Annotated in this window: 19 protein-coding genes; 6 read left to right on the forward strand and 13 right to left on the reverse strand. The window is 50.2% G+C overall.

The window, feature by feature from the left end; translation table 11 throughout:
- Positions 1-9 precede the first annotated feature (9 nt).
- Positions 10-2412 (reverse strand): DNA internalization-related competence protein ComEC/Rec2, encoded by a 2403-nt coding sequence (locus GILYN3_RS05585; RefSeq protein ID WP_049721926.1) that lies wholly within the window; start codon positions 2410-2412, stop codon positions 10-12.
- 240 nt (positions 2413-2652) lie between these two features.
- Here GILYN3_RS05585 and GILYN3_RS05590 point away from each other — a divergent pair, with 240 nt between their 5' ends.
- Both GILYN3_RS05590 and GILYN3_RS05595 read left to right on the forward strand, forming a co-directional pair.
- Positions 2653-3180, forward strand: a complete 528-nt coding sequence (locus GILYN3_RS05590) for a DUF2062 domain-containing protein (protein WP_049721927.1) — start codon at positions 2653-2655, stop codon at positions 3178-3180.
- A gap of 142 nt (positions 3181-3322) precedes the next feature.
- Positions 3323-3694 carry a DUF3224 domain-containing protein gene (locus tag GILYN3_RS05595; protein WP_049721928.1) on the forward strand — a complete coding sequence of 124 codons (372 nt, stop codon included), beginning with the start codon at positions 3323-3325 and terminating at the stop codon, positions 3692-3694.
- 80 nt (positions 3695-3774) lie between these two features.
- Here GILYN3_RS05595 and GILYN3_RS05600 read toward each other — a convergent pair whose 3' ends face one another.
- The 3 genes from GILYN3_RS05600 to GILYN3_RS05610 are packed head-to-tail and all read right to left on the reverse strand — an operon-like array spanning position 3775 to position 6950.
- Positions 3775-5010, reverse strand: coding sequence for a lipoprotein-releasing ABC transporter permease subunit (locus tag GILYN3_RS05600; protein ID WP_049721929.1), 1236 nt, complete (start codon positions 5008-5010; stop codon positions 3775-3777).
- Positions 5003-5719: a lipoprotein-releasing ABC transporter ATP-binding protein LolD gene (lolD, locus tag GILYN3_RS05605; protein ID WP_049721930.1), complete on the reverse strand. Its 717-nt coding sequence runs from the start codon at positions 5717-5719 to the stop codon at positions 5003-5005. Before lolD ends, GILYN3_RS05600 begins: the two co-directional genes overlap by 8 nt.
- Complete coding sequence (locus tag GILYN3_RS05610) at positions 5712-6950, reverse strand: lipoprotein-releasing ABC transporter permease subunit (protein ID WP_049721931.1); 1239 nt, start codon at positions 6948-6950, stop codon at positions 5712-5714. The genes lolD and GILYN3_RS05610 overlap by 8 nt, the downstream gene beginning before the upstream one ends.
- Before the next feature lie 137 nt (positions 6951-7087).
- Here GILYN3_RS05610 and GILYN3_RS05615 point away from each other — a divergent pair, with 137 nt between their 5' ends.
- A complete protein-coding gene (locus GILYN3_RS05615; protein WP_049721932.1) occupies positions 7088-7645 on the forward strand; it encodes a PilZ domain-containing protein in 558 nt (185 codons plus the stop codon).
- 53 nt (positions 7646-7698) lie between these two features.
- Complete coding sequence (locus GILYN3_RS05620; RefSeq protein ID WP_049721933.1) at positions 7699-8019, forward strand: hypothetical protein; 321 nt, start codon at positions 7699-7701, stop codon at positions 8017-8019.
- Positions 8020-8105: 86 nt separating this feature from the next.
- On the opposite strand, the gene sthA is transcribed toward GILYN3_RS05620, so the two are convergent.
- The 9 genes from sthA to GILYN3_RS05665 all read right to left on the reverse strand — a co-directional run bounded on the left by sthA (position 8106) and on the right by GILYN3_RS05665 (position 16778).
- Entirely contained in the window at positions 8106-9521 is a 1416-nt protein-coding gene (gene sthA, locus GILYN3_RS05625) for a Si-specific NAD(P)(+) transhydrogenase (protein ID WP_049721934.1), read from the reverse strand.
- 66 nt (positions 9522-9587) lie between these two features.
- The gene (gene nqrM / locus GILYN3_RS05630) at positions 9588-9839 is read right to left on the reverse strand and encodes a (Na+)-NQR maturation NqrM (protein WP_049721935.1); all 252 of its coding nucleotides are present in this window, start codon (positions 9837-9839) and stop codon (positions 9588-9590) included.
- Between the two features lie 35 nt (positions 9840-9874).
- On the reverse strand, positions 9875-10792 hold the full coding sequence (locus tag GILYN3_RS05635) for an FAD:protein FMN transferase (protein WP_232305511.1): 918 nt from the start codon (positions 10790-10792) through the stop codon (positions 9875-9877).
- A 145-nt stretch (positions 10793-10937) separates the two neighbouring features.
- On the reverse strand, positions 10938-12158 hold the full coding sequence (gene nqrF, locus GILYN3_RS05640) for an NADH:ubiquinone reductase (Na(+)-transporting) subunit F (protein ID WP_049721937.1): 1221 nt from the start codon (positions 12156-12158) through the stop codon (positions 10938-10940).
- A 15-nt stretch (positions 12159-12173) separates the two neighbouring features.
- Entirely contained in the window at positions 12174-12782 is a 609-nt protein-coding gene (nqrE, locus tag GILYN3_RS05645; RefSeq protein ID WP_049721938.1) for an NADH:ubiquinone reductase (Na(+)-transporting) subunit E, read from the reverse strand.
- 2 nt (positions 12783-12784) lie between these two features.
- Entirely contained in the window at positions 12785-13447 is a 663-nt protein-coding gene (locus GILYN3_RS05650; protein WP_049721939.1) for an NADH:ubiquinone reductase (Na(+)-transporting) subunit D, read from the reverse strand.
- A gap of 4 nt (positions 13448-13451) precedes the next feature.
- A complete protein-coding gene (locus GILYN3_RS05655; protein WP_049721940.1) occupies positions 13452-14234 on the reverse strand; it encodes a Na(+)-translocating NADH-quinone reductase subunit C in 783 nt (260 codons plus the stop codon).
- Positions 14227-15432: an NADH:ubiquinone reductase (Na(+)-transporting) subunit B gene (locus tag GILYN3_RS05660; RefSeq protein WP_049721941.1), complete on the reverse strand. Its 1206-nt coding sequence runs from the start codon at positions 15430-15432 to the stop codon at positions 14227-14229. Before GILYN3_RS05660 ends, GILYN3_RS05655 begins: the two co-directional genes overlap by 8 nt.
- A gap of 2 nt (positions 15433-15434) precedes the next feature.
- Positions 15435-16778, reverse strand: a complete 1344-nt coding sequence (locus GILYN3_RS05665; RefSeq protein ID WP_049721942.1) for a Na(+)-translocating NADH-quinone reductase subunit A — start codon at positions 16776-16778, stop codon at positions 15435-15437.
- Positions 16779-17226: 448 nt separating this feature from the next.
- Between GILYN3_RS05665 and mfd the strand changes: the two genes are divergently transcribed.
- Positions 17227-20691, forward strand: a complete 3465-nt coding sequence (gene mfd / locus GILYN3_RS05670) for a transcription-repair coupling factor (RefSeq protein ID WP_049722580.1) — start codon at positions 17227-17229, stop codon at positions 20689-20691.
- A gap of 82 nt (positions 20692-20773) precedes the next feature.
- Complete coding sequence (locus GILYN3_RS05675) at positions 20774-21682, forward strand: peptidoglycan binding protein CsiV (protein WP_049721943.1); 909 nt, start codon at positions 20774-20776, stop codon at positions 21680-21682.
- Positions 21683-21685: the final 3 nt, after the last annotated feature.

The raw sequence follows: 21685 nt of genomic DNA on the forward strand, positions 1-21685 counted from the left end.
AGCGCGTGGCTAATCGCGCCACGGCCGTCGCACTAGCTGGCGTTGCGCACGGCTGTGTGACACACCCGCCGGATCTATATAAAAGCTTATCGCACCATCGACTGCCGTGTTATAAATTTGGCTGCCCACGCGCTGATAACGCGTCACCACCTCGGCATGAGGGTGACCGTGACGATTATTAAAACCCGCACTAAACACCACGGTAGCGGGCATAAGTGAGTTGACCAACGCTGCACTAGAGGAAGTTTTACTGCCGTGATGTGGCGCCACTAACAGGTCAACATTTGTTACGCCAAGCTCTGCCAATACTGCCACAATTTCGGCTTCAAGTGGCCGCTCGATATCGCCTGTAAGCAACAAACGATAACCTTGATAGTCAATCAGCAATACACAAGATGCACTGTTGCCACGCAGAGAATGCTGGCTTGGTAACGTTAAAAAACGAAACTCTACCGCCCCCCAGCGCCAACCCCGAGGGATTTTATCGCCGGCCAAGTTATCGTCACGGCTACTTTTTGTATGACGCGCAACAGTTGCACCACCGCACGGCATTGCACGCGCGGTATCTTCGAGGCTTAACGCCGCCAAAGGTTCACCCAAATAAATTGTCGCGCTTGGCAGTACCTCTAATAAACCAACCGCGCCGCCGGCATGATCGGCATGCGCATGCGAAACAACCAAGGTATCAAGCCGGCGTGTGCCCTGCTCTTGCAACCCTTGTTTACGTAAAAAAGGCGCAATGATATCAGCGCCGGCATCAAAGTTATCGCTGTAGCGTGGGCCTGCGTCGTACACCAAACTGTGATTGCCAGCCTGTACAACAACAGCCAAGCCCTGCCCTACATCCATCACTGTCATCGCCAGCAAGGGCGGCTTTGGCGGCGGCACGGCAAGCCCTAGCACTGCCAACAGTAATCCGGTGGTGCGTAATTTAAGTGATTGGGGAAGCAACAACAACACAGCGCTTAAAGCTATTAACAACAGGGCCACAGGTTGTGGCTGCCAAGCGACGCTGATCGGCCAGTTGTAATCGGTTTGCGTCCGCGCCAGAGACTCCAACCACCACCAGAAACCGTCCAATACCCGGTCGGCCAACCACAATAAGGCTCCGGCGACACTATCGTTAAGCCAGCTGCTGATCGCAGCGGCAAATAATAACGGCACAACTAAAAGGCTAACCAACGGAATGGCGACAAAGTTAGCCAGTGGCGAAATTAACGACACTTGGCCAAAGAACACACCCAAAGGCACCAGTAGCGCCACAAAAACAACCAACTGCGGAAGCCAGAGCGACTGCCAGCGATGGGCATCGGTAATAAGTCCGTCATATATCAGTATTAACGATGCGACTGCGGTAAATGACAACCAAAAACCGGCATCGCGCGGACTTAACGGGTCGAGCGTACACACCAACAAAGCTGCAGCTGCCAAAATAACACCACCGCCATAATGCTTACCCAGCACCCGAGTGCAGTACAGCAACACCAGCATAGCTAGCGCGCGCTGCGTCGGCAGACTAAAGCCTGCCAACATACTGTAGCCCCAGGCCGCCAATGCCGCGCCGACAAATGCCACAATATGCGCCCGCCAAGGTATGACTGCGGCCAATAATTTACCCATCAGCAGTGCCAAAAGGTAACCAAAGGTGGCGGCGAGCCCAATGTGTAAACCCGATATGGCAATAAGATGACTGGTGCCGGTGCTTTGCAGTAACTGGCGTTGGTTATCGGTAAGATCGCCGCGCTGGCCCAATAACAATGCGCCAATTAAGCCATCATTAGTCGGTTGCTGCCGTTTTAACCACAGCCCTAACGATACTCTGAGCCCAGCTGGAGCCGTGTGTGCGAGACGCTGGTTGTTGGCATCGGCCCGCACATATCCCACCGCCCCAACACCACGTCGCAACTGCCATAGCTTATAGTCAAAACCAACCGGATTAACAAAGCTGCGCGGGCGTTTAAGCCGCACTTTAAGCGCAACGTGATCGCCTAATGTTAAGGTTTCGGCCCAATCGGGCGCCCGATACCAGCTCACTTGTATACGCCGTGGTAAATCTGTATCGCGGCCTTTTATGGCATCGTGGCTTGGGGTTAACAGCATCTGCACACGAGCGTGATCATGCTTAACTGGCGAGTCGATAACCCCTTGCAGCAGCACATCCTGCCCTTCAAGCGCGGGATCAAGTTGATTTGCCAGCAGCATTTGCAAGCTCCAGCTACCCCAAACAAACCCCAAGTTAAACAACAGAGCTATAAGTAATACCGCGGCAGGGCTTTGATAGCGCCGACGCACCAACAACCATACCGCACACAACAGCAGGGCCAGAATGGTTATTGCGCCAAGAGGCAGCAACCAGGGTAAAAAACTGGGCAGAGTTAAGCCGGCAACTAGGGTAAATAGAATGCGGTACATGACACTCCTGTGGCAGTTCGTCCTTGCGTAATATTGCTGTCACTATTCAGATCGCACCCCAAGCTGCGCTGAACGGTGTTGGGGTATGATCAAGCACGGCGGGATAAATCTTGCCGCTATTGGCCAGTGTAGCAGGCCACTTTATTAGCAATTGAATTTATGCCCGTTAGGCGTGGTTAAATCGTGCTTTTATGGGCATAATGTGCGCTCTTTCTTTGATGTCGTAGTGTAACCAACCAGATGGCGCGTAAGTTAATCAGACGTTTTTTACCCGACGCCACAACGGTAAAGAACAAGCCGGCTTTACAGTTCTTGGGGACTCTGCTGCACGACCCTAACCTGTTCCACTTAAACCGACACTCTGTGTCGCTGGCTTTTTTCTTTGGGATTTTTCTCGCCTTTATGCCGCTGCCGGGGCAAATGGCGCTCGCCGCCCTGTGTGCGTTATGGGTGCGCTGTAACCTGCCCATCACTATGACGCTGGTCTGGATCACCAACCCGCTGACTATTTCTCCTATTTTTTTCTTTACCTACCAACTTGGCCGCTGGATTTTAGAGTCCCCCAAAGTCACCGCACCGACCCACTTGTCGTGGGCATGGCTGGCAGAAGAGTTTGGCTTAATTTGGAAGCCATTACTGCTAGGCTCGGTACTGACGGGCTTTGTGTTTGGCGGACTTGCGTACATTACCATGCAGCTGTATTGGCGCTGGCACGTAACCCGAAGCTGGAAGAAAAGGTGCCAAGAGCGACTGCAGCGCTCCGACTAAGCAAGCTATGGCCTCGCCCACTTAATATTGCGCACGCCAAAAGAGGTCTATAGTGAAACAATTCATAAAAATTCTTACCACCGCCCTACTATTGATGCCCATATGCTCGATAGCTAAAGATAATATTAATAAGGATATCGCTATGTCAGTATCGGGAACCTTTACCGTTAAGCTCGAGACACACCACGATGAGTCTGCACCCGCAGGCAGAATGACCCTATTAAAAGAGTACTCCGGCAGCCTTACAGGCAACGGTGTAGGCCAAATGATCAGTAAAAGAACCACTGGCGGGGCTTCTGTTTACTCGGCGATAGAAGAATTTGAAGGCAGCTTAAATGGTAAAAAAGGCGGCTTTACGCTGTTCCATAATGGCTTTATGTCTAGCTCAAAACACGAGCTAAACATTATAATCATAGAGGGTTCTGGCAGCGGTGAGCTGGAAGGAATAGAGGGTAAGCTATCTATCACTCAAGAAAATAATGCTCATCAATATGAGCTGCAATATAACTTATAAACGCAATATGGTTTATAAGCATAACCTACAGAGCCAATAACCCGCCGCGCCGGCTCACACCCAGCGCAAATACATTTGCGTTATTCGTGCCGCAATGCCTCGGCGGGTAAAACTCTAGAGGCGCGCCACGCCGGATAAACACTTGCCATAAAACTTAAGACCAATGCCGCCCCGGCAATATAAAGCACATCGCTTAACAACAGCTCGGCAGGCAGATAACTTACTGGGTAAACGTCAGAATGCAAAAACTGAAAGCCGATCAAGTGCTCTAACCCAGCAACTGCCGAGGTTACCGTGTAGGAAAAAACTACCCCCAAAACAACACCAATAAAAGTTCCGGTGACACCGATATAACCGCCCTGCACCAGAAAGATTCCGACAATATCTGAACTGCTCGCCCCTTGCGTTCGTAAAATGGCAATATCAGATTCTTTGTCGACCACCACCATAATTAAAGTTGTCACTAAATTAAACGCGGCAATACCAATTAACAAAATCAACAACAGCCCAACCAGTTTTTTTGACATATGTATCGCCTGATACAAATTGCCATGACTGCGAGTCCAATCGCGGCCATAAATATTGGGCGCCAAATTAGCGGTCACTTCATACATGGTGGTTGGCGCGCGAAATAAATCTCGCAGTTTAAGACGCACGCCACTAACGCTACCGGGGTAAGCGGTAAGCTTAGAGGCAGCCGCCATATTCATTAGCGCAAGATTATTATCGACTTCGGTACCCGTCGCTAAAATATCAACAACTTCTAGCGTCCAAATACTGGGGCTGCTACGCCCCGCGCCCGCCCGTGGAATCACCAGTGTTAAACGATCGCCCACTTCTGTCTGTAAGCTGTTAGCTAAAGTACTGCCTAACACCACCGCATGGGCGTTATCGGTAAGTTCGTTTAACCTGTTGTGAATTAAATACTGATCGACCCCAGATGCTTTCACCTCCAGCGCGGGGACAATACCAAACATCCCCACTGGCGCTACATTTTTACCTTTGGCCAGTAAACCCTGCAAGCTAACAAAGGGGGCGGCGGCTTCGACTTCTGGATGTTGCAGTGCTTGCGCCATAACCGCCGCCGGATCGTGAATACCGTCACGACTGTAAAGTGTGCCTTGCGGCATAACCTGCAAAATTCGCTCGCGCAGCTCTCGGTCAAAGCCATTCATAATAGCCATCACCAAAATCAATAACGCGACCGAGATAACCAAGCCGATGACCGACATACGGGAAATAAAGCTAACCAAATGGCTCCCCTGGCGCGCCGTGGCGTAACGCCGCCCCAACGTTAGGGTGAAGCGATTAAACACCCGCAGACTCCGCCGCGACAAGCTCAGTTAACTGGCCATCTATTAATTGCAGCGTGCGATCCATTTTAGCCGCGAGCGTTAAATCGTGGGTCACCACTACAAAGCTGGTGCCAATACGGGTGTTTAAATCAAGCATTAACGCCTGAATATCGGCGGCGGAATGCGAATCAAGGTTTCCTGTCGGTTCGTCCATCAAGACGCACGCAGGCTCGGTAACCAGTGCTCTGGCAATGGCCACGCGTTGACGCTCGCCACCAGACAGCTCGGATGGTTTATGAGTAATACGCGCAGCTAGCCCCACTTGCGCAAGCATATCGCTAGCGCGAGCATTAGCGGTGGCACTATCTAGGCCGCCAATTAACAATGGCATAGCGACATTCTCTAAGGCGGTAAATTCGGCTAATAAGTGATGGAACTGATAAACAAAGCCCAGCGAACGGTTACGCAATTTACCCCGCGCATCGGCTCCAAGCGCCGATAGCGCTTGCCCTGCTACCACCACCTCGCCCGAGTCGGCTAAATCTAAACCACCCAATATATTCAACAAGGTCGATTTGCCCGAGCCCGAAGCCCCAATCACCGCAACCCGCTCGCCGGTTAACACCTCAAGCTCAATATTACGCAACACGCTGACCGCTTGTGGCCCTTGGGTATAGGCTTTATTAACGCCGTGGCACTGCAACACAGCAGCAGAAGATAAATCACTCATAACGCAGGGCCTCTGCAGGTTGAATTCGTCCGGCTCGCCAAGCGGGGTAAAGCGTAGCTAAAAAACTTAATAGCAATGCTACAGAACAAATAGTCGCGACATCGGCCCACTGCAATTGTGAGGGCAAATGACTAATAAAATACACATCGGCATCAAACACTTGCTGGCCGGTTAAGGTCTCAAAAAAAGCGACGACGGGGCTGATATAGTATGCCAATAGCACTCCAGCTAGCGCCCCCACGGCGGTGCCAATCACCCCGACACCACAACCTTGCACCATAAAAATTCCCATGATTTGACGGGCATTTAGGCCAAGAGTACGCAGTACCGCAATATCCGAGCGCTTGTCGGCCACCATCAACACCAAGCTTGAAACAATATTAAAAGCCGCCACGGCGATAATAATACTGAGCAACACCCCAATAACAATTTTTTCCATTTTAACCGCTTGAAACAAACTGCCTTGAGTTTGGCTCCAGTCGTGCAGCTGGTAATCGCTGCCCAAAGTTTGCCGCAAGCGACTGGTAATAGCGCCCGCTTGATAGATATCGGTAAACTTTAACTGCAGCCCCATGGGTGCTTGGGTGCGGTACAATTTTTGTGCATCGGCAATATGAATAAGTGCCAACTCTTGATCAACCGGTGCATTAACCTCAAATATACCGACCACCGTAAAACGCTTAACACGCGGAAAAACACCAGCGGCAGTAATGGCGATATCCGGTAGTGTAAGAGTTAGTTTGTCGCCCGTAATAACTCGCAGCTGGCGCGCCAACACTGCACCCAAAACGATGCCAAACTGCCCTTCTTGTAAACTAGACAGCTCCCCAATCAGCATATTATCGGCCACCGCAGAGACATCGCCCTGCAGCTCTGGGTCAATGCCCGACACTTGCACCGCTTGTATCTCAGAGCTGAATCCGGCCAGAGCAAAGCCCTCAACAAAAGGCGCTGCGGCGATAATATCGGTATTTGTTAACAGCTGTGTACGCATTGCTTGCCAGTTTTGCATGGCCGGCTCTTGGGTGATAAAGCCGTGTGGGATCACCCGCAATAAACGTTGTTTCATCTCGCGATCAAAGCCGTTCATTACCGACATGACCACAATCAGCGCCATAACCCCCAGCGCCATGCCCAATAGCGAAAAGCCACTGACAAAGGAGATAAATTGATTGCGGCGTTTAGCGCGGATATACCGCAAACCAATGGCCAAAGGGATGTTTTTTAGCATGTGCGCATTTAACCCCAACGCCCTACGGACTACAAGAGCAGCGATAGCTGGCTACCGGCTTTACACAAGACAAATGCCCTAACCCCGAGGGTGTGCTATCGTTCAGAAATATCTGTTATCAAGACCACGAGAGCCCTATGGACGAACGACGCAATTATTTTCGTTTACAGCTAAATGCTAAAGTCGAGCTTATCCCGCTGGAAACCCAGCCGACCGCCAATTCCGAGGCGAGCTCGCACTTTAGCAGCAGCGGTATCTTACAAACGATGGCAGAGCTTAAGCGATTAGAGGTAGATGGCAATCAACTACAGCAACAAATAAAAGACACCGATCGCGCACTGGGCGAGTTTTTAAACATTCTCACGCGTAAAATCGATGTTCTGGCCCAATTTTGTCTAAGCTTGCAAACCACTGACAGCGCCAAATCTCAAACCATTGATCTAAGTGAAGGTGGCCTGGTGTTTGATTACCCCAGCGCGCTACCCGAGCAACAATGGTTTGCCCTAATGTTGCGTTTTGACTCCCCCATAATGGCCACTGCGATTTACGCCCAAGTGATTCGATGTGAACCGGATCGCGGCAATGGTTGCCGTATTGCGGCAGAATTTAGGTACTTAAACGCAACCGAGCGCCAGCAAATCAGTCAACAAATTATGCGGGCACAAATGGAGTCTGCGCGGCGTAAACCGCAATAACCGCTGGGCTCCACTCGGCAACCAAAACTGCCCACCGGCAAGCAAGGATCACCATGAAACCTGTTATCGCTGTTATTCTTTTCGCTCTAACCTGCCAACTGCAAGCCGAGACATTACGTATCCCGATTGGACAGCAAGAAAAAACGGGGGAATACCTAACCACTCCAGCCACTGGCGTGACCAAAACCCACGTTAAAGACACTTATGGCGAACCGATCAAACAATCAGGGCCGGTGGGTACCCCGCCAATTTACACTTGGGTCTATAATGATTTTGTTGTGTACTTCGAGAGTGACCGAGTGATCCATTCCGTCATCAAGTTCACCCCTAAAGTTAAACCAACCACACCAGAGGAACTTTCGGGAAACTCTTAAATCGCTGCAATTAACCACAAAAAACGCCACCTTAAAGGTGGCGTTTTTTGTGGCAATACACACTAACAATATTATTGCTCGCGTGTTTACTTTTTGTTCATACGGCTTATACGGTTTGTACGATTAGTACCATCCAATGCCGCCAAACGATATGCCTCGGCCATCGTTGGGTAGTTAAAGGTGGTGTTTAAAAAGAAACTGATATTATTGTTTTCACCCGGCTGGCTCATAATCGCCTGACCAATATGAATAATCTCAGCCGCCTCGGCGCCAAAACAATGAACCCCTAACAGCGCGCCAGTATCGACGTTAAACAGCAGTTTAAGCATCCCCACGTCTTCGCCGCTAATTTGTCCGCGAGCGGTATTTTTAAACAGACAGCGACCCACCTCATAGGGAATACGTGCCTCGGTCAGTTCGCGCTCGGTTTTACCTACCGAACTAATCTCGGGCAACGTATAGATACCTGTAGGCACTTCGCTTACGTCATTCGGCTGTTCCCCTAAAATAACGGCAGCCAATGCCCGGCCTTGATCGTATGAAGCGCTGGCCAAACTCGGCCAACCCACTACATCCCCCACGGCATAAATATTTTTCACATCCGTTTCATAGTGCTCATTAACGGTAAGGTTGCCACGATGATCGGGCGCCAAACCGACGGCCTCAAGATTTAGCTGATCGGTATTGCCGCTACGCCCATTACACCAAAGAAGCGCGTCGGCTTTAATGCGTTTGCCCGACTCTAAGTATAAGATAACACCGCGATCGGTGGCCTCAATTTTATCGTAGGTTTCACTGTGGCGGACACGCACACCATTATCGCGCAGGTGATAACTTAACGCATCAGAGATTTCATCATCTAAAAATGATAACAATCGATCACGGTTATTAACCAAGTCGACCTTCATCCCTAAACCTGAAAGTATTGAAGCGTACTCACAACCGATAACACCAGCACCATAAATTAGAATATGACGCGGGGTATGCTTCATTTCTAAGATTGAATCGGAGTCATAAATACGCGGATGGTTAAAATCAACATCGGCTGGCTGATAAGGGCGCGAGCCGGTGGCAATAATAATGTGACTGGCGTGAATTGTTTCTGTCGAACCTTCGCTAAATTTTATCTCGATCGTATTAGCATCAACAAACGAGGCAAAACCGGAATACATCGCGACACGATTGCGAACATAAAAATCGGTGTGTAATTCGACCTGTTTAGGAATCACCTGATTTGCCGCCGCCAGCACGCGCGGGTAAGTAATACGCCAGCTCTCGCCATTTTCACGGAACAGGCTACTGGTTTTAAACTGAATAATTTGTTTAACCGTATGGCGCAACGATTTAGACGGAATGGTGCCTTTGTGGGCGCAATTGCCCCCCATTAGACCCCGATTTTCAATAACAGCTACTTTTTTACCTGCTTTGGCCGATGCCATCGCCGCACTTTCGCCCGCCGGACCCGATCCAATAATTACAACATCATACGTATAAGTTGCCACAGTGTGCCCCCAATTATCCTACATCTCTCCCAGCCGATTTCACCATCAAATCGTTAGAAGTACAGGTCAATCACGCGATTGTTTCGCCGTTGCATCTATTGCCAGATCTGCCGCCACATTAGTGCTTGTGCCGTTTTTAAGACTTTCGCATTTTTGCTCGTCACCACCGCACAACTCGCAGCTGTAGTCTTTTTCGCCCAGCGCTTTACCAACGCCACCACACGAGCCAGTCAAGGGTTTACGTCCAAAAATAACGCCAACCGACATGCCAACTATAACCATTAGCATCGCAACAAACACCACTAAAAATACCGTCATTTCTTTACCCTCCCGTGCTGCACCGCAGTTACCGATTAGTGCAACAATTGTGAAAAAGTTACCGACTGGCTATCAACAAACCCGTCTTTTGTTTTGACGATCATATACACCGCGAGCTGCTCGGCATTGGCCAGCTCCATACCTTTTTTAGGCCCCAACACATTTAACGCAGTAGCCCAAGCATCGGCCCTTGCGGCGGTCTCAGCCACCACGGTTACCGAGGCCAAGTTATGCTTAATCGGCCGGCCTGTTACCGGATCAATGGTGTGCGAATAGCGCACGCCATCGACTTCAAAATAATTACGGTAATCGCCCGAGGTTGCCACTGCGTGGTTATCCACACTTAACGCTAACCTAGCACCACCGGCCAACACCGAAGGCTGCTCGATGGCAATACGCCAAGGAGTGCTGCGCGGGCTTTGGCCCACAACACGAACCTCACCACCGATTTCGACCATAAAATTATCAAAGCCACGATCGGCCAAAAAGTTTGCAATCCAGTCGACGCCGTAACCTTTTGCCACCGCCGATAAATCAACACCTATATCAGCAGTGCGACGTGCACGATTGACATCCAGTTGCAGATGTTTGTGCCCAGTGCGAGCCAATGCCGCAGCTAAGGCGTCAGCATCTGGCACTTGATCTGGCTTCATCTCGGGGCCAAAACCCCACAGATTTACCAGCGGACCAACGGTAATATCAAAGGCGCCATTAGAGCGCTGACTGATATCCTCGCTAATATTGAGCACCTCCATCACCGGCTCAGATAGCTCCACCCATTCGTTTACAGCAACGCTATTAAAGCGCATTAGCTCAGAGTCACTGATGTACGTCGACATCATCTGATTGATAAGCTGCAACTGCTCTTCAACCGCCTGCTGCAACGGCTCGACATTAATATCAAACTCACCTGACACCGGCCCTACCACGGTAATATGGTAATCCGTGCCCATAGTTTTTCCCGAGAATTTTATACTCGGGCGCCCTGTACTGCTGGGCGAACAACCGCTTATCAGCAGGCATAAAAACAAAAAAGAGGCTGACAACAATGCCAGCCCCTTTTTTATTATCATTATGTTAGGCGTTGGTATTTTGCGTTTAACCACCAAAGTCATCCAGCATAATGTTTTCATCTTCGACGCCTAGATCGTGGAGCAATTTAATAACCGCCGCGTTCATCATTGGCGGCCCACACATGTAAAACTCACAATCTTCTGGGGCTGGGTGTGTTTTTAGGTATTCTTCAAACAGTACGTTGTGAATAAAACCTGTCAAACCTTCCCAGTTATCTTCGGGCTGCGGATCAGACATAGCTACGTGCCAAGTGAAGTTGTCGTTCTCACGGGCTAGCATGTCGTAATCTTCTTTGTAAAACAGCTCTTTTAATGAGCGCGCACCGTACCAAAAAGATATTTTACGCGTCGAGTTAAGACGTTTGAGCTGATCAAAAATGTGCGAACGCATAGGCGCCATACCCGCACCGCCACCCACAAACACCATCTCGGCATCGGTATCTTTGGCAAAAAACTCACCAAATGGCCCAAATACGGTGATTTTGTCACCCGGCTTCAGGTTAAAGACATAGGTCGACATAATGCCTGGCTGAATATCCGTAGAGCGCGGAGGTGGAGTCGCAATACGAATATTGAACTTAACCAAGCCTCGTTCTTCGGGGTAATTCGCCATCGAGTAAGCGCGCTGTACAGGCTCGGGGTTTTTAGTTTCAAGTTTAAAGAAACCAAAGTGCTCCCAATCACCACGAAACTGCTCTTCGATATCAAAATCAGAGAACTTAATGTGGTAAGCCGGACACTCAAGCTGCACATAACCACCGGCACGGAAATCTACGTTTTCGCCTTCGGGTAGCTTTAATGTCAGCTCTTTAATAAAGGTGGCCACATTGGGATTGGACTCAACAGTACACTCCCATTGTTTTACACCAAAGACATCTTCTGGCACTTCAACAACCATATCCTGTTTAACCGGAGTTTGACAGGATAAGCGCCATCCCTCTTGCGCCTCACGCTTGGTAAAGTGACTTTCTTCGGTGGGCAACATAGAGCCACCACCATCGGTCACCACACAGCGACATTGGGCACAGGTGCCACCGCCGCCACAAGCCGATGGCAGGTATAAGCCTGCGCCCGACAATGTTTGCAGCAACTTTCCACCGGCGGGTACAGTAAGCTTTTTCTCACCGTTAATATCGATGGTGACATCACCTGTCGATACGAGTTTTGCGCGTGCGCTCAAAATTACAACCACCAGCACTAGCACGATGACCGTAAACATGACTACGCCAAGAATAATTTCGTTCATGTGAATCCTCGCTGATTACAGATCAATGCCGCCGAATGACATAAAGCCAAGCGACATCAGGCCCACGGTAATAAAAGTAATACCCAGGCCACGAAGCCCTTCAGGCACATCACTGTATTTCATTTTCTCGCGAATACCGGCCAGTGCGGTAATGGCTAACGCCCAACCGACACCAGAGCCAACACCAAATACAACACTTTCACCAAAGTTGTAATCGCGCTCTACCATAAACAGCGAACCACCTAAGATGGCGCAGTTAACAGTAATAAGCGGCAAAAACACACCGAGTGCGTTGTACAGCGCTGGAACGTATTTATCGAGCACCATTTCTAGAATCTGGACCAGTGCGGCAATGACACCAATGTAAGAAATCAGCCCCAAAAAGCTTAGATCTGTATTGGGTAAACCCGCCCACGCCAAGGCGCCATCGGCTAACACGTAGGTGTACAGCAAGTTATTCACGGGCACAGTTATCGTTTGCACCACAATAACAGCAATACCCAAACCAAACGCTGCACCGATTTTTTTCGATACCGCCAGCAAGGTACACATGCCCAAGAAAAATGCTAGGGCCATATTGTCGATAAAAATCGACCTTACAAATAAGCTTAAATACGCTTCCATGATCAGGCCTCCTTAGCTTGCGGCTTGGTGTTAGGGGCTATTTTAAAATCGGCGCGCTCAACTTGATCTTTCTTCCAAGAGCGTAAGCCCCAGATGAACAAACCAATCAAAAAGAAGGCGCTAGGTGGCAACAATAACAAACCGTTTGGCGTGTACCAGCCACCCTCTGTTGCCAGCGGTAATAACTGCGTACCAAACAAGCTACCAGAACCTAACAACTCGCGAACAAACGCCAAAGCCAACAACATAGCGCTGTAGCCCAAACCGTTACCAACGCCATCTAAAAAGCTGGCGATGGGTGGGTTTTTCATGGCGAATGCTTCGGCACGGCCCATAACGATACAGTTGGTGATAATCAAACCAACAAATACCGACAGCTGCTTACTGATCTCAAAGGCGTAAGCCTTCAGGAACTGATCAACTACGATCACCAAAGAGGCAATAATGGTCATTTGTACAATGATACGAATACTGCTCGGAGCATGATTACGTATTAACGATACAAACAGGTTAGAAAACGCCGTTACCGTAGTTAGTGCAATACACATAACCACTGTAACTGACAGTTTGCTGGTTACAGCCAAGGCCGAACAAATACCCAAAATTTGCAATGCAATTGGGTTATTGGAGAATATCGGCGCAAACAAAAGCTCTTTAAGTTTCATGGAATCAAGCCTCCCCGTTCTTCAGATTTGTGAGGAAGGGCTTGTAGCCATCTTCACCCAGCCAAAAATGAATCAGATTCGCCACGCCACGACTGGTCAGAGTTGCACCCGACAAGCCATCAACTTGGTGATCTGCATTTTTAGATTGCGGGTCAACTTTGCCTTTAATAACCGTCAGCTCAACTTCGCCTGCGTCATCATAAGCTTGCTTGCCTTCCCACTGCGCTTTCCAGGCGGGGTTATCAACCTCACCACCAAGCCCGGGTGTTTCTCCGTGCTCATAAAAGCCCAAACCTCTAACGGTATTTAAATCAGAGTCCAACGCTAAAAAGCCATACAAGGTCGACCACAAGCCGTAACCACGAACCGGTAACACTAGAGTCTCTAGACCCGCGTCGCCCTCGATCAAGTACACCAGTGCGTACTCTTCACGACGAGAGATTTTGGCGATGTCTTCATCCGCGTTTAGATCTATCGAACGCGACGGATCTTTACTGGCTTTGCGCTGATCGTAATTAGCAGGCTCAACCGCTTCTGTGAACTTGCCCGTTGCTAAATCTACAACCTGCGTGCTAACGCGAGATTCAAATAGACTCTCGACACTGGCTTTATCGGTTTTTTCTAACAAACCGGCCGCCGCAAGAATGTTGCGTTTAAAATCCAACGACTTATTAACGTCTTGAATTGGGCGCAGAAGTACCGCCGCGGTGGACACTACCACTGAACAGACAATACACAGCAACAGCGTTACTATGATTGTTTTCTTAATGGAATCATTACTAGCCACGTGCCAACCTCCGCTTGATATTTGCGCGAACTACTAAGTAATCAATCAACGGAGCAAACAAGTTAGCAAACAAAATTGCCAACATCATGCCTTCTGGGAAGGCGGGGTTTACGACCCGAATAATGATCACCATAAAGCCAATCAAAGCACCAAACCAGTATTTACCGGTATCGGTCATAGAGGCAGAAACAGGATCTGTTGCCATAAAGATCATACCGAAGGCAAAACCACCCACAACCATGTGCCAATACCAAGGCATTGCCATAGCGGGGTTAGAAGTTGCATCGCCGGTAAAGTTAAACAGTAAAGCGGTCGCGATCATACCCAGCATTACGCCGGCCACAATACGCCAGGAAGCAATCCCCATAACCAACAGCACAGCGCCACCAATAAAAATGGCTAAGGTTGAAGTCTCACCGATACTGCCCTGCATAAAGCCTAAGAAGGCATCCATCCAGCTCAACTGACTTTCCAGTGCGGCCAAGCCATCTTGTGCCACAACCGATAACGCAGTCGCGCCGGTGTAACCATCAACAGCAGTCCATACGGTATCGCCCGACATGCTCGCGGGGTAAGCAAAGAACAAAAATGCACGACCCGTTAATGCAGGGTTTAAGAAGTTTTTACCGGTACCGCCAAACACCTCTTTACCCAACACAACACCAAAACTAATACCCAGGGCTGCGTACAGTAACGGTAAGTCTGGCGGGCAAATTAGGGCAAAAAGTATCGAGGTAACAAAGAAACCTTCGTTAACTTCGTGTCCGCGAACCATGGCGAATAAGACTTCCCAAAAACCGCCGACGATAAACACCACAGCATAGATAGGAAGAAAGTACGCCGCGCCGTGTACCAAGCAATCCCAAATACTGTTGGGATCAAAGCCGGCAATAGATGAGATAAGCGCGATACGCCAGCCTTCGGCACCCGCCATACCAATATCAGCCAAAATTATATTGGCGTTATGGCCGACGTTGTACATACCAAAAAACATCGCAGGGAAGGTACACATCCACACGGTGATCATGATGCGTTTAAGGTCGATGCCATCGCGTACGTGAGAGGTGGTTTTCGTCACATCGGCAGGACGATAAAAAACGGTATCAATCGCCTCGTACAAGGCATACCATTTTTCGTGCTTGCCGCCCTTGTGAAAGTTTGGCTCGATTTTATCAAGGAAATTTCGTAATGCTTTCATGGTTAGCCCTCTCGCTCGATCATGGTGAGGTTGTCGCGCAAGATCGGGCCATATTCGTACTTACCCGGGCAGACAAACGTACACAACGCCAGATCTTCTTCATCGAGCTCTAGGCAACCTAGCTGCTGCGCCGTCTCACCATCACCCACAATTAACGCACGCAACAACTGCGTGGGTAATATGTCCAACGGCATGACTTTTTCGTAGCTGCCTACCGGCACCATGGCGCGCTCACTACCATTAGTAGTAGTGGTAAAGCCAAAGCGTTTTGCTGGCATCAACTTGGACAGATAGATACCCATTACAGAAAACAAATTAGCACCGGGACGCAAGTAATGCAGCATCGGGCGATCATCACCCTCTTTAAGTACACTAACTTGAGTATGGTAACGTCCCAAATAGGCGTAAGACCCAGTCGCCGTGCGACCACCGAATACCGAGCCAGATATAACTCGATTGCCATCGCCAATTAATTCATCAGCGGTTAGCTCTTCTAGGCTTGCACCAATACGAGTACGAACTAAGCGGGGCTGGTTAACAGCGGGGCCAGCCAATGCGACTACTCGGCGAGTATCGATTTGGCCGGTGCTCACAAACGCACCAAATGCGGCTACGTCTTGGTAGTTAATTGACCAAACGGTTTTGCTTGCACTAACGGCATCCAAGCAATGGATATGAGTGCCCACATTGCCAGCTGGATGCACACCACCAAATTCATTCACCGAGAATTGCTCGCCAGTGGCGACTGGAATATCGGCACCCGGTGCTTTGGAGATATAAACTTTGCCCTCGGTTAACCGAGCCAGAACTTTTAAGCCGGTAACAAAATCATCGGCGCGCTCTTGCAAAACAATCTGTGGATCAGCGGCTAACGGATTGGTATCCATGGCTGCAACGAATATCGCATGGGGTGCGCTATCGAGGGCTGGAACCTTACTGTAAGGGCGGGTGCGCAAAGCAGTCCACAAGCCAGCCTCATTGAGCAGCTTGCACAGGCTCTCGGCGCTAGCCGCACTCAGCTCAGCATCGCTCAAGGCACTAAATGTTTCAGACTCGTCGCCCTCAACATCAATCACAACCGATTGCAGCACACGGCGCTCGCCGCGATGAATCGCAGCTACAGTACCCGCGGCCGGTGCGGTATAACGCACGCCTTCGGTTTTTTTATCGGTAAACAACAGTTGTCCGAGCTTAACCTTATCACCTACGGCTACCGCCATAGTTGGCTTCATGCCGTGATAATCTGGGCCAACTAAGGCCACAGAGCGGGCCGCGGGCCCATCAGCGATCGCCTGCTCGGGCGCACCGGATATAGGTAAATCCAATCCCCGACGAATCTTTATCATACGTCTCTGCCTAATCACTCGTTGGATTAATAAGTAGTACGACCCAATCGCTGAGCCGCCATGTCGCGGTGTTGACTGTGCGCCAACCACTTCTATTGCTTGAAGTTTATTGATTGTTGCGGCCCGGTTTGGTGCATCCATTGCTGCAGGCACTAACCTGCAAGGAGCTCATTTGAGGCATTACCATTAAAAACTGCCTTACCTATGAAGATAAAAGCAGATTTTGACGCAAAAGAACAAACCGGAACCTACTAAAAAATCGCGGCAATTATAAAGATCAAGGCCGCTGATGACTAGTGGCGCGACACATTTTTAGCGCATCTTTGCTTAAAACGGCCGGCTCTGGGGATAAGCGTCACCTACAGAGCGCAAAAAAACGGGTACAATGCCCGCCTCACGCTCGCGCAGCAGCCAACCCTTACACACAAGCAGCAAGCACAAAACCGTTATGACTCAACTTGATCCTCGCCACCCTGACATCACCGATCGCCCCGGCGAACGCCGCCACTGGGGGCACCTTTATGGTGCAGCGCAAGCGCTGACCCTTGCATCGGCGGCACAACAACATCCGGGATTAAGTTTAGCGATTACCAGCGACACCGCCAGTGCCCAGCGGCTGGAGATCGAGCTGCGTTTTTTTGCCGGCGCCGAACTTAATATTTTACACTTGGCCGATTGGGAAACCCTGCCCTACGACACGATCTCCCCACATCAAGATATTATCTCTGAGCGCCTGCGCACCCTATATCATTTACCCAGCACACACCACGGTATATTAGTCGTGCCGGTTACCAGCCTGCTGCAGCGACTGATGCCCAAAGATTATTTGGTGCAAAACAGCTTGTTATTGCAAGTCGGCGAGACGCTGGACCTTACTACTTTACGCGGCAACCTTATTCAAGCCGGTTACCGTGTGGTAGACACAGTATACGAGCATGGTGAATTTGCGGTGCGCGGCGCGCTGATTGATATTTTCCCCATGGGCAGCGACCTGCCCCTGCGTATAGATCTCTTTGATGATGAAATCGACTCTCTGCGAACGTTTGATCCAGACACGCAGTTAACTCAAGACAAACTTGACAACCTAGAGCTGCTGCCGGCTCGGGAATACCCGCTCGATAAAGCCGCTATCAGCCATTTTAAAAATCGCTGGCACCAGCGGTTTGATGTCGACCCCAGCGCCTGCTCAACTTACCGCGACGTCAGCGATGGCATTGCACCGCCCGGCATTGAGTACTACTTGCCGTTATTTTTTGACCACAGCAGCACGCTGTTTGATTTTTTACCCAGCAATACCGTCATCTACTCGCTAGGCGATATTCAAGGTGCCGCCACTCGATTTTTACAAGAGTTATGGGCGCGCTATGAATCACGCGGGGTCGACCCCACCCGCCCCTTGTTAGCACCGCACGAGATCTACCAACGCGAAGAAGAATTGTTTGCCAACCTTAAAGCGATGAGCCGCACCCAAATTAGCGCCGAACAGCTTCCCAGCAAAGCCGGCCAGTTCAACTTTGACTCAAGCATCCCGCCATCGCTGCCTATACATGCCCACGCCGAAAACCCACTGACCAGTATCGAGGCCTTTTTATTACAATTTAACGGCCGCGTACTGTTTTGTGCCGAGTCCGCTGGGCGCCGTGAAACGCTATTAGAGCTGCTCGGCCGTATTCGGGTAAAACCGGTAAGCGTCGACAACTGGCAGCACTTTGCCGACTCAGATGAACGTATCGGCATCACCATTGGCGCTATTGATCAGGGCCTGGTGATCGCTAATGGCTCGATCGCACTGATTGCCGAATCGCAATTATTTGGCGAGCGAATCCAACAAACTCGACGCCGTCGCCAAGGCCAAGACAACGCCGAGAACGTCGTCAAAAACCTCACAGAGCTTAAAGTTGGAGCACCCGTGGTCCATATCGATCACGGCGTGGGACGTTATCGCGGCCTAGAAACCATTAGCGTCGAAGGCGAGACCAACGAGTTTTTAATGCTCGAGTACGCCGACGAAACAAAGCTTTATGTTCCGGTCACCAGCCTGCACCTGATTAGCCGTTACAGCGGCGCCGATGCAGAAACCGCCCCGCTACACCGATTGGGCTCCGAGCTGTGGCAAAAAGCTAAACGCAAAGCTGCCGAGCAAGTACGCGATACCGCCGCCGAGCTTTTGGATATTTACGCACGCCGTGCCGCGCGTAAAGGCTTGGCGTTTGCCGACCCCAAGGCCGACTATCTAAGTTTTTCGGCTGGCTTTCCGTTTGAAGAAACCCCAGACCAACAAACCGCGATCGAAGCTGTGGTGAAAGACATGTTATCGCCGCAACCCATGGACCGGCTGGTATGTGGTGACGTCGGATTTGGCAAAACAGAAGTCGCTATGCGTGCGGCCTTTATCGCCGCCCACGCTGGCAAACAGGTGGCGATACTAGCCCCCACCACACTCTTGGCCCAACAGCACTACGAATCACTTAAAGATCGCTTTGCCAGCTGGCCATTTGAGATAGAAGTATTAAGTCGGTTTCGCACCACCAAAGAAGTCGAAAACGTTAAAACACGTTTAGCCGACGGCAAAGTGGATATTGTCGTAGGCACCCACAAGCTGATTCAGCCCGACATTAAATACAAAGATATCGGGCTGCTCATTATCGACGAAGAACATCGCTTTGGCGTACGGCAAAAAGAGCAGCTTAAAAAGCTTCGCGCTGAAGTCGATATATTAACCTTAACCGCTACGCCGATACCGCGCACCTTAAATATGTCAATGGCAGGGATTCGCGACTTATCGATTATTGCCACGCCACCGGCCCGGCGACTATCGGTGAAAACGTTTGCCCGACAACACGACGACGCCGTTATTAAAGAGGCGATACTGCGTGAAATTTTGCGTGGCGGTCAGGTTTATTATTTGCACAACGAGGTAAAAAGCATCGAGCGCACAGCCCGCGCCCTGCAAGAGTTAGTGCCCGAGGCGCGCATCGGTATCGGCCACGGTCAAATGCGTGAGCGCGAGCTGGAAAAAGTCATGTCCGATTTTTACCACAAACGCTTTAACGTCATGGTGTGCTCGACGATCATCGAAACTGGCATCGACATCCCCAGTGCCAACACCATTATTATTCACCGCGCGGATAAATTTGGCTTGGCACAACTGCACCAATTGCGCGGTCGTGTGGGCCGCTCGCACCACCAAGCTTACGCATACTTGCTAACCCCCGAACGACGTGCCATGACCGCCGACTCGATCAAACGCCTAGAGGCTATCGCCGCTGCCGAAGACCTCGGCGCGGGATTTACGCTGGCCACCCACGACATGGAAATCCGCGGCGCAGGAGAGCTGTTAGGCGACGATCAGAGCGGTCAGATTCACACGATTGGCTTCTCACTGTATATGGATATGCTCGATCGCGCGGTAAAAGCCATGCGCGCCGGAAAAGAGCCCAATATAAATCAGCCGTTAGAAGACAATACCGACGTCAATTTACGCGTGCCGGCCCTGATCCCCGACGATTACTTACCCGATGTTCACTCGCGCTTGGTGATGTACAAACGCCTTGCCGGAGCCAGCAACAATGAAGCGCTGCGCGAGCTGCAAGTGGAGATGATTGACCGCTTTGGACTCTTGCCAGAACCGGTTAAAAACCTAGTGCGAGTCACCGAGATCAAACTCCTAGCGGCAAGTTTAGGCATCAAAAAGCTCGAGGCATCCGCCAGTGGCGGCAAACTAGAGTTTGGAGCCGAGACCAGCGTAGACCCATACAACATTGTGCAGCTGGTGCAAAATCAGCCACGGGTATTCCGCCTAGAAGGCGCCAATTTATTAAAATTTACCCTGCCAATGATTGATGCCGAAGCTCGCCTAGAGCACGTAAATGATTTGCTGCAAATGTTAAAGCCGACTAACACCAACGCGTAAAAAACGCTAGACTCAAGCAATAACATCAAGCCGCCCGGTGAACCGACCCGGCGCCGCTTAACCACTGGAACTGAATAACATTATGAAAGTACGCGCCATCGCATTGTTTACCACCTTATTGCTTAGCTGCAACCTTTGCGTTGCACAGGGCACATTTGAAGGCTGGTACCAAATTGAAATGATCGTTTACAGTCGTCCGCAGCACAACAGCGTAGAGATCTGGCCTAACGACATCAACCTAAACTACCCGCTTAACTGGCAACAACTACACGACCCAAACGCTGTATCTAACGAGCCGATCGACCGCGCAGAAACGCAAGCAGTAGAGCCCGACCTGGACCGCACGCCGTTTTATAAACTACCAAAAGATGCGCGCAACCTAAACGCTGCAAGTGATCGGCTGAATGCCCAAGCGGGGTTCAATGTTTTGTTTCACGAAGCTTGGCGCCAGATCGTTGTCAATGAAAACAACTCACCGTCTATTTTAATATTTGGCGGCCAAAGTTTTGGCGATCATAACGAGCTTGAGGGCAGCGTTACGATTCATGTATCGCGCTATTTGCACATCAACACCAACCTATGGCTAAGCCAGTTTCAAACCAATGCGGGACAAAGCCGCAACCAATGGCCGGCACTACCACAACAACCACAAAAGCGCTTAGAGCAACAAACTAACGATTACGCGAACCACAGTTTATTGGGTCGTCAAAGTGATGCGTTGAGCACGATAAGCGCATTTGATTTTGCCGATGGCAGCGATATAGATTCTGCACTAACCGACTTCTTGGCGGCCCCTTACGTACCGCGCGAAATTATCACCATGACACAAACACGCAAAATGCGGAGCGATGAACTGCATTATTTGGATCATCCAAGAATGGGGATTTTAATTAAGATTCTTCCCTACACGCCGCCCAAACCAAGCTCACTGCAAGTGTCGCCAACAGAGCTAACAATACCTGCAATGGTGCCTGGCGAAGTTAATCCTTAACGA

The organism is Gilvimarinus polysaccharolyticus (assembly GCF_001187555.1).
GTDB lineage: Bacteria > Pseudomonadota > Gammaproteobacteria > Pseudomonadales > Cellvibrionaceae > Gilvimarinus > Gilvimarinus polysaccharolyticus.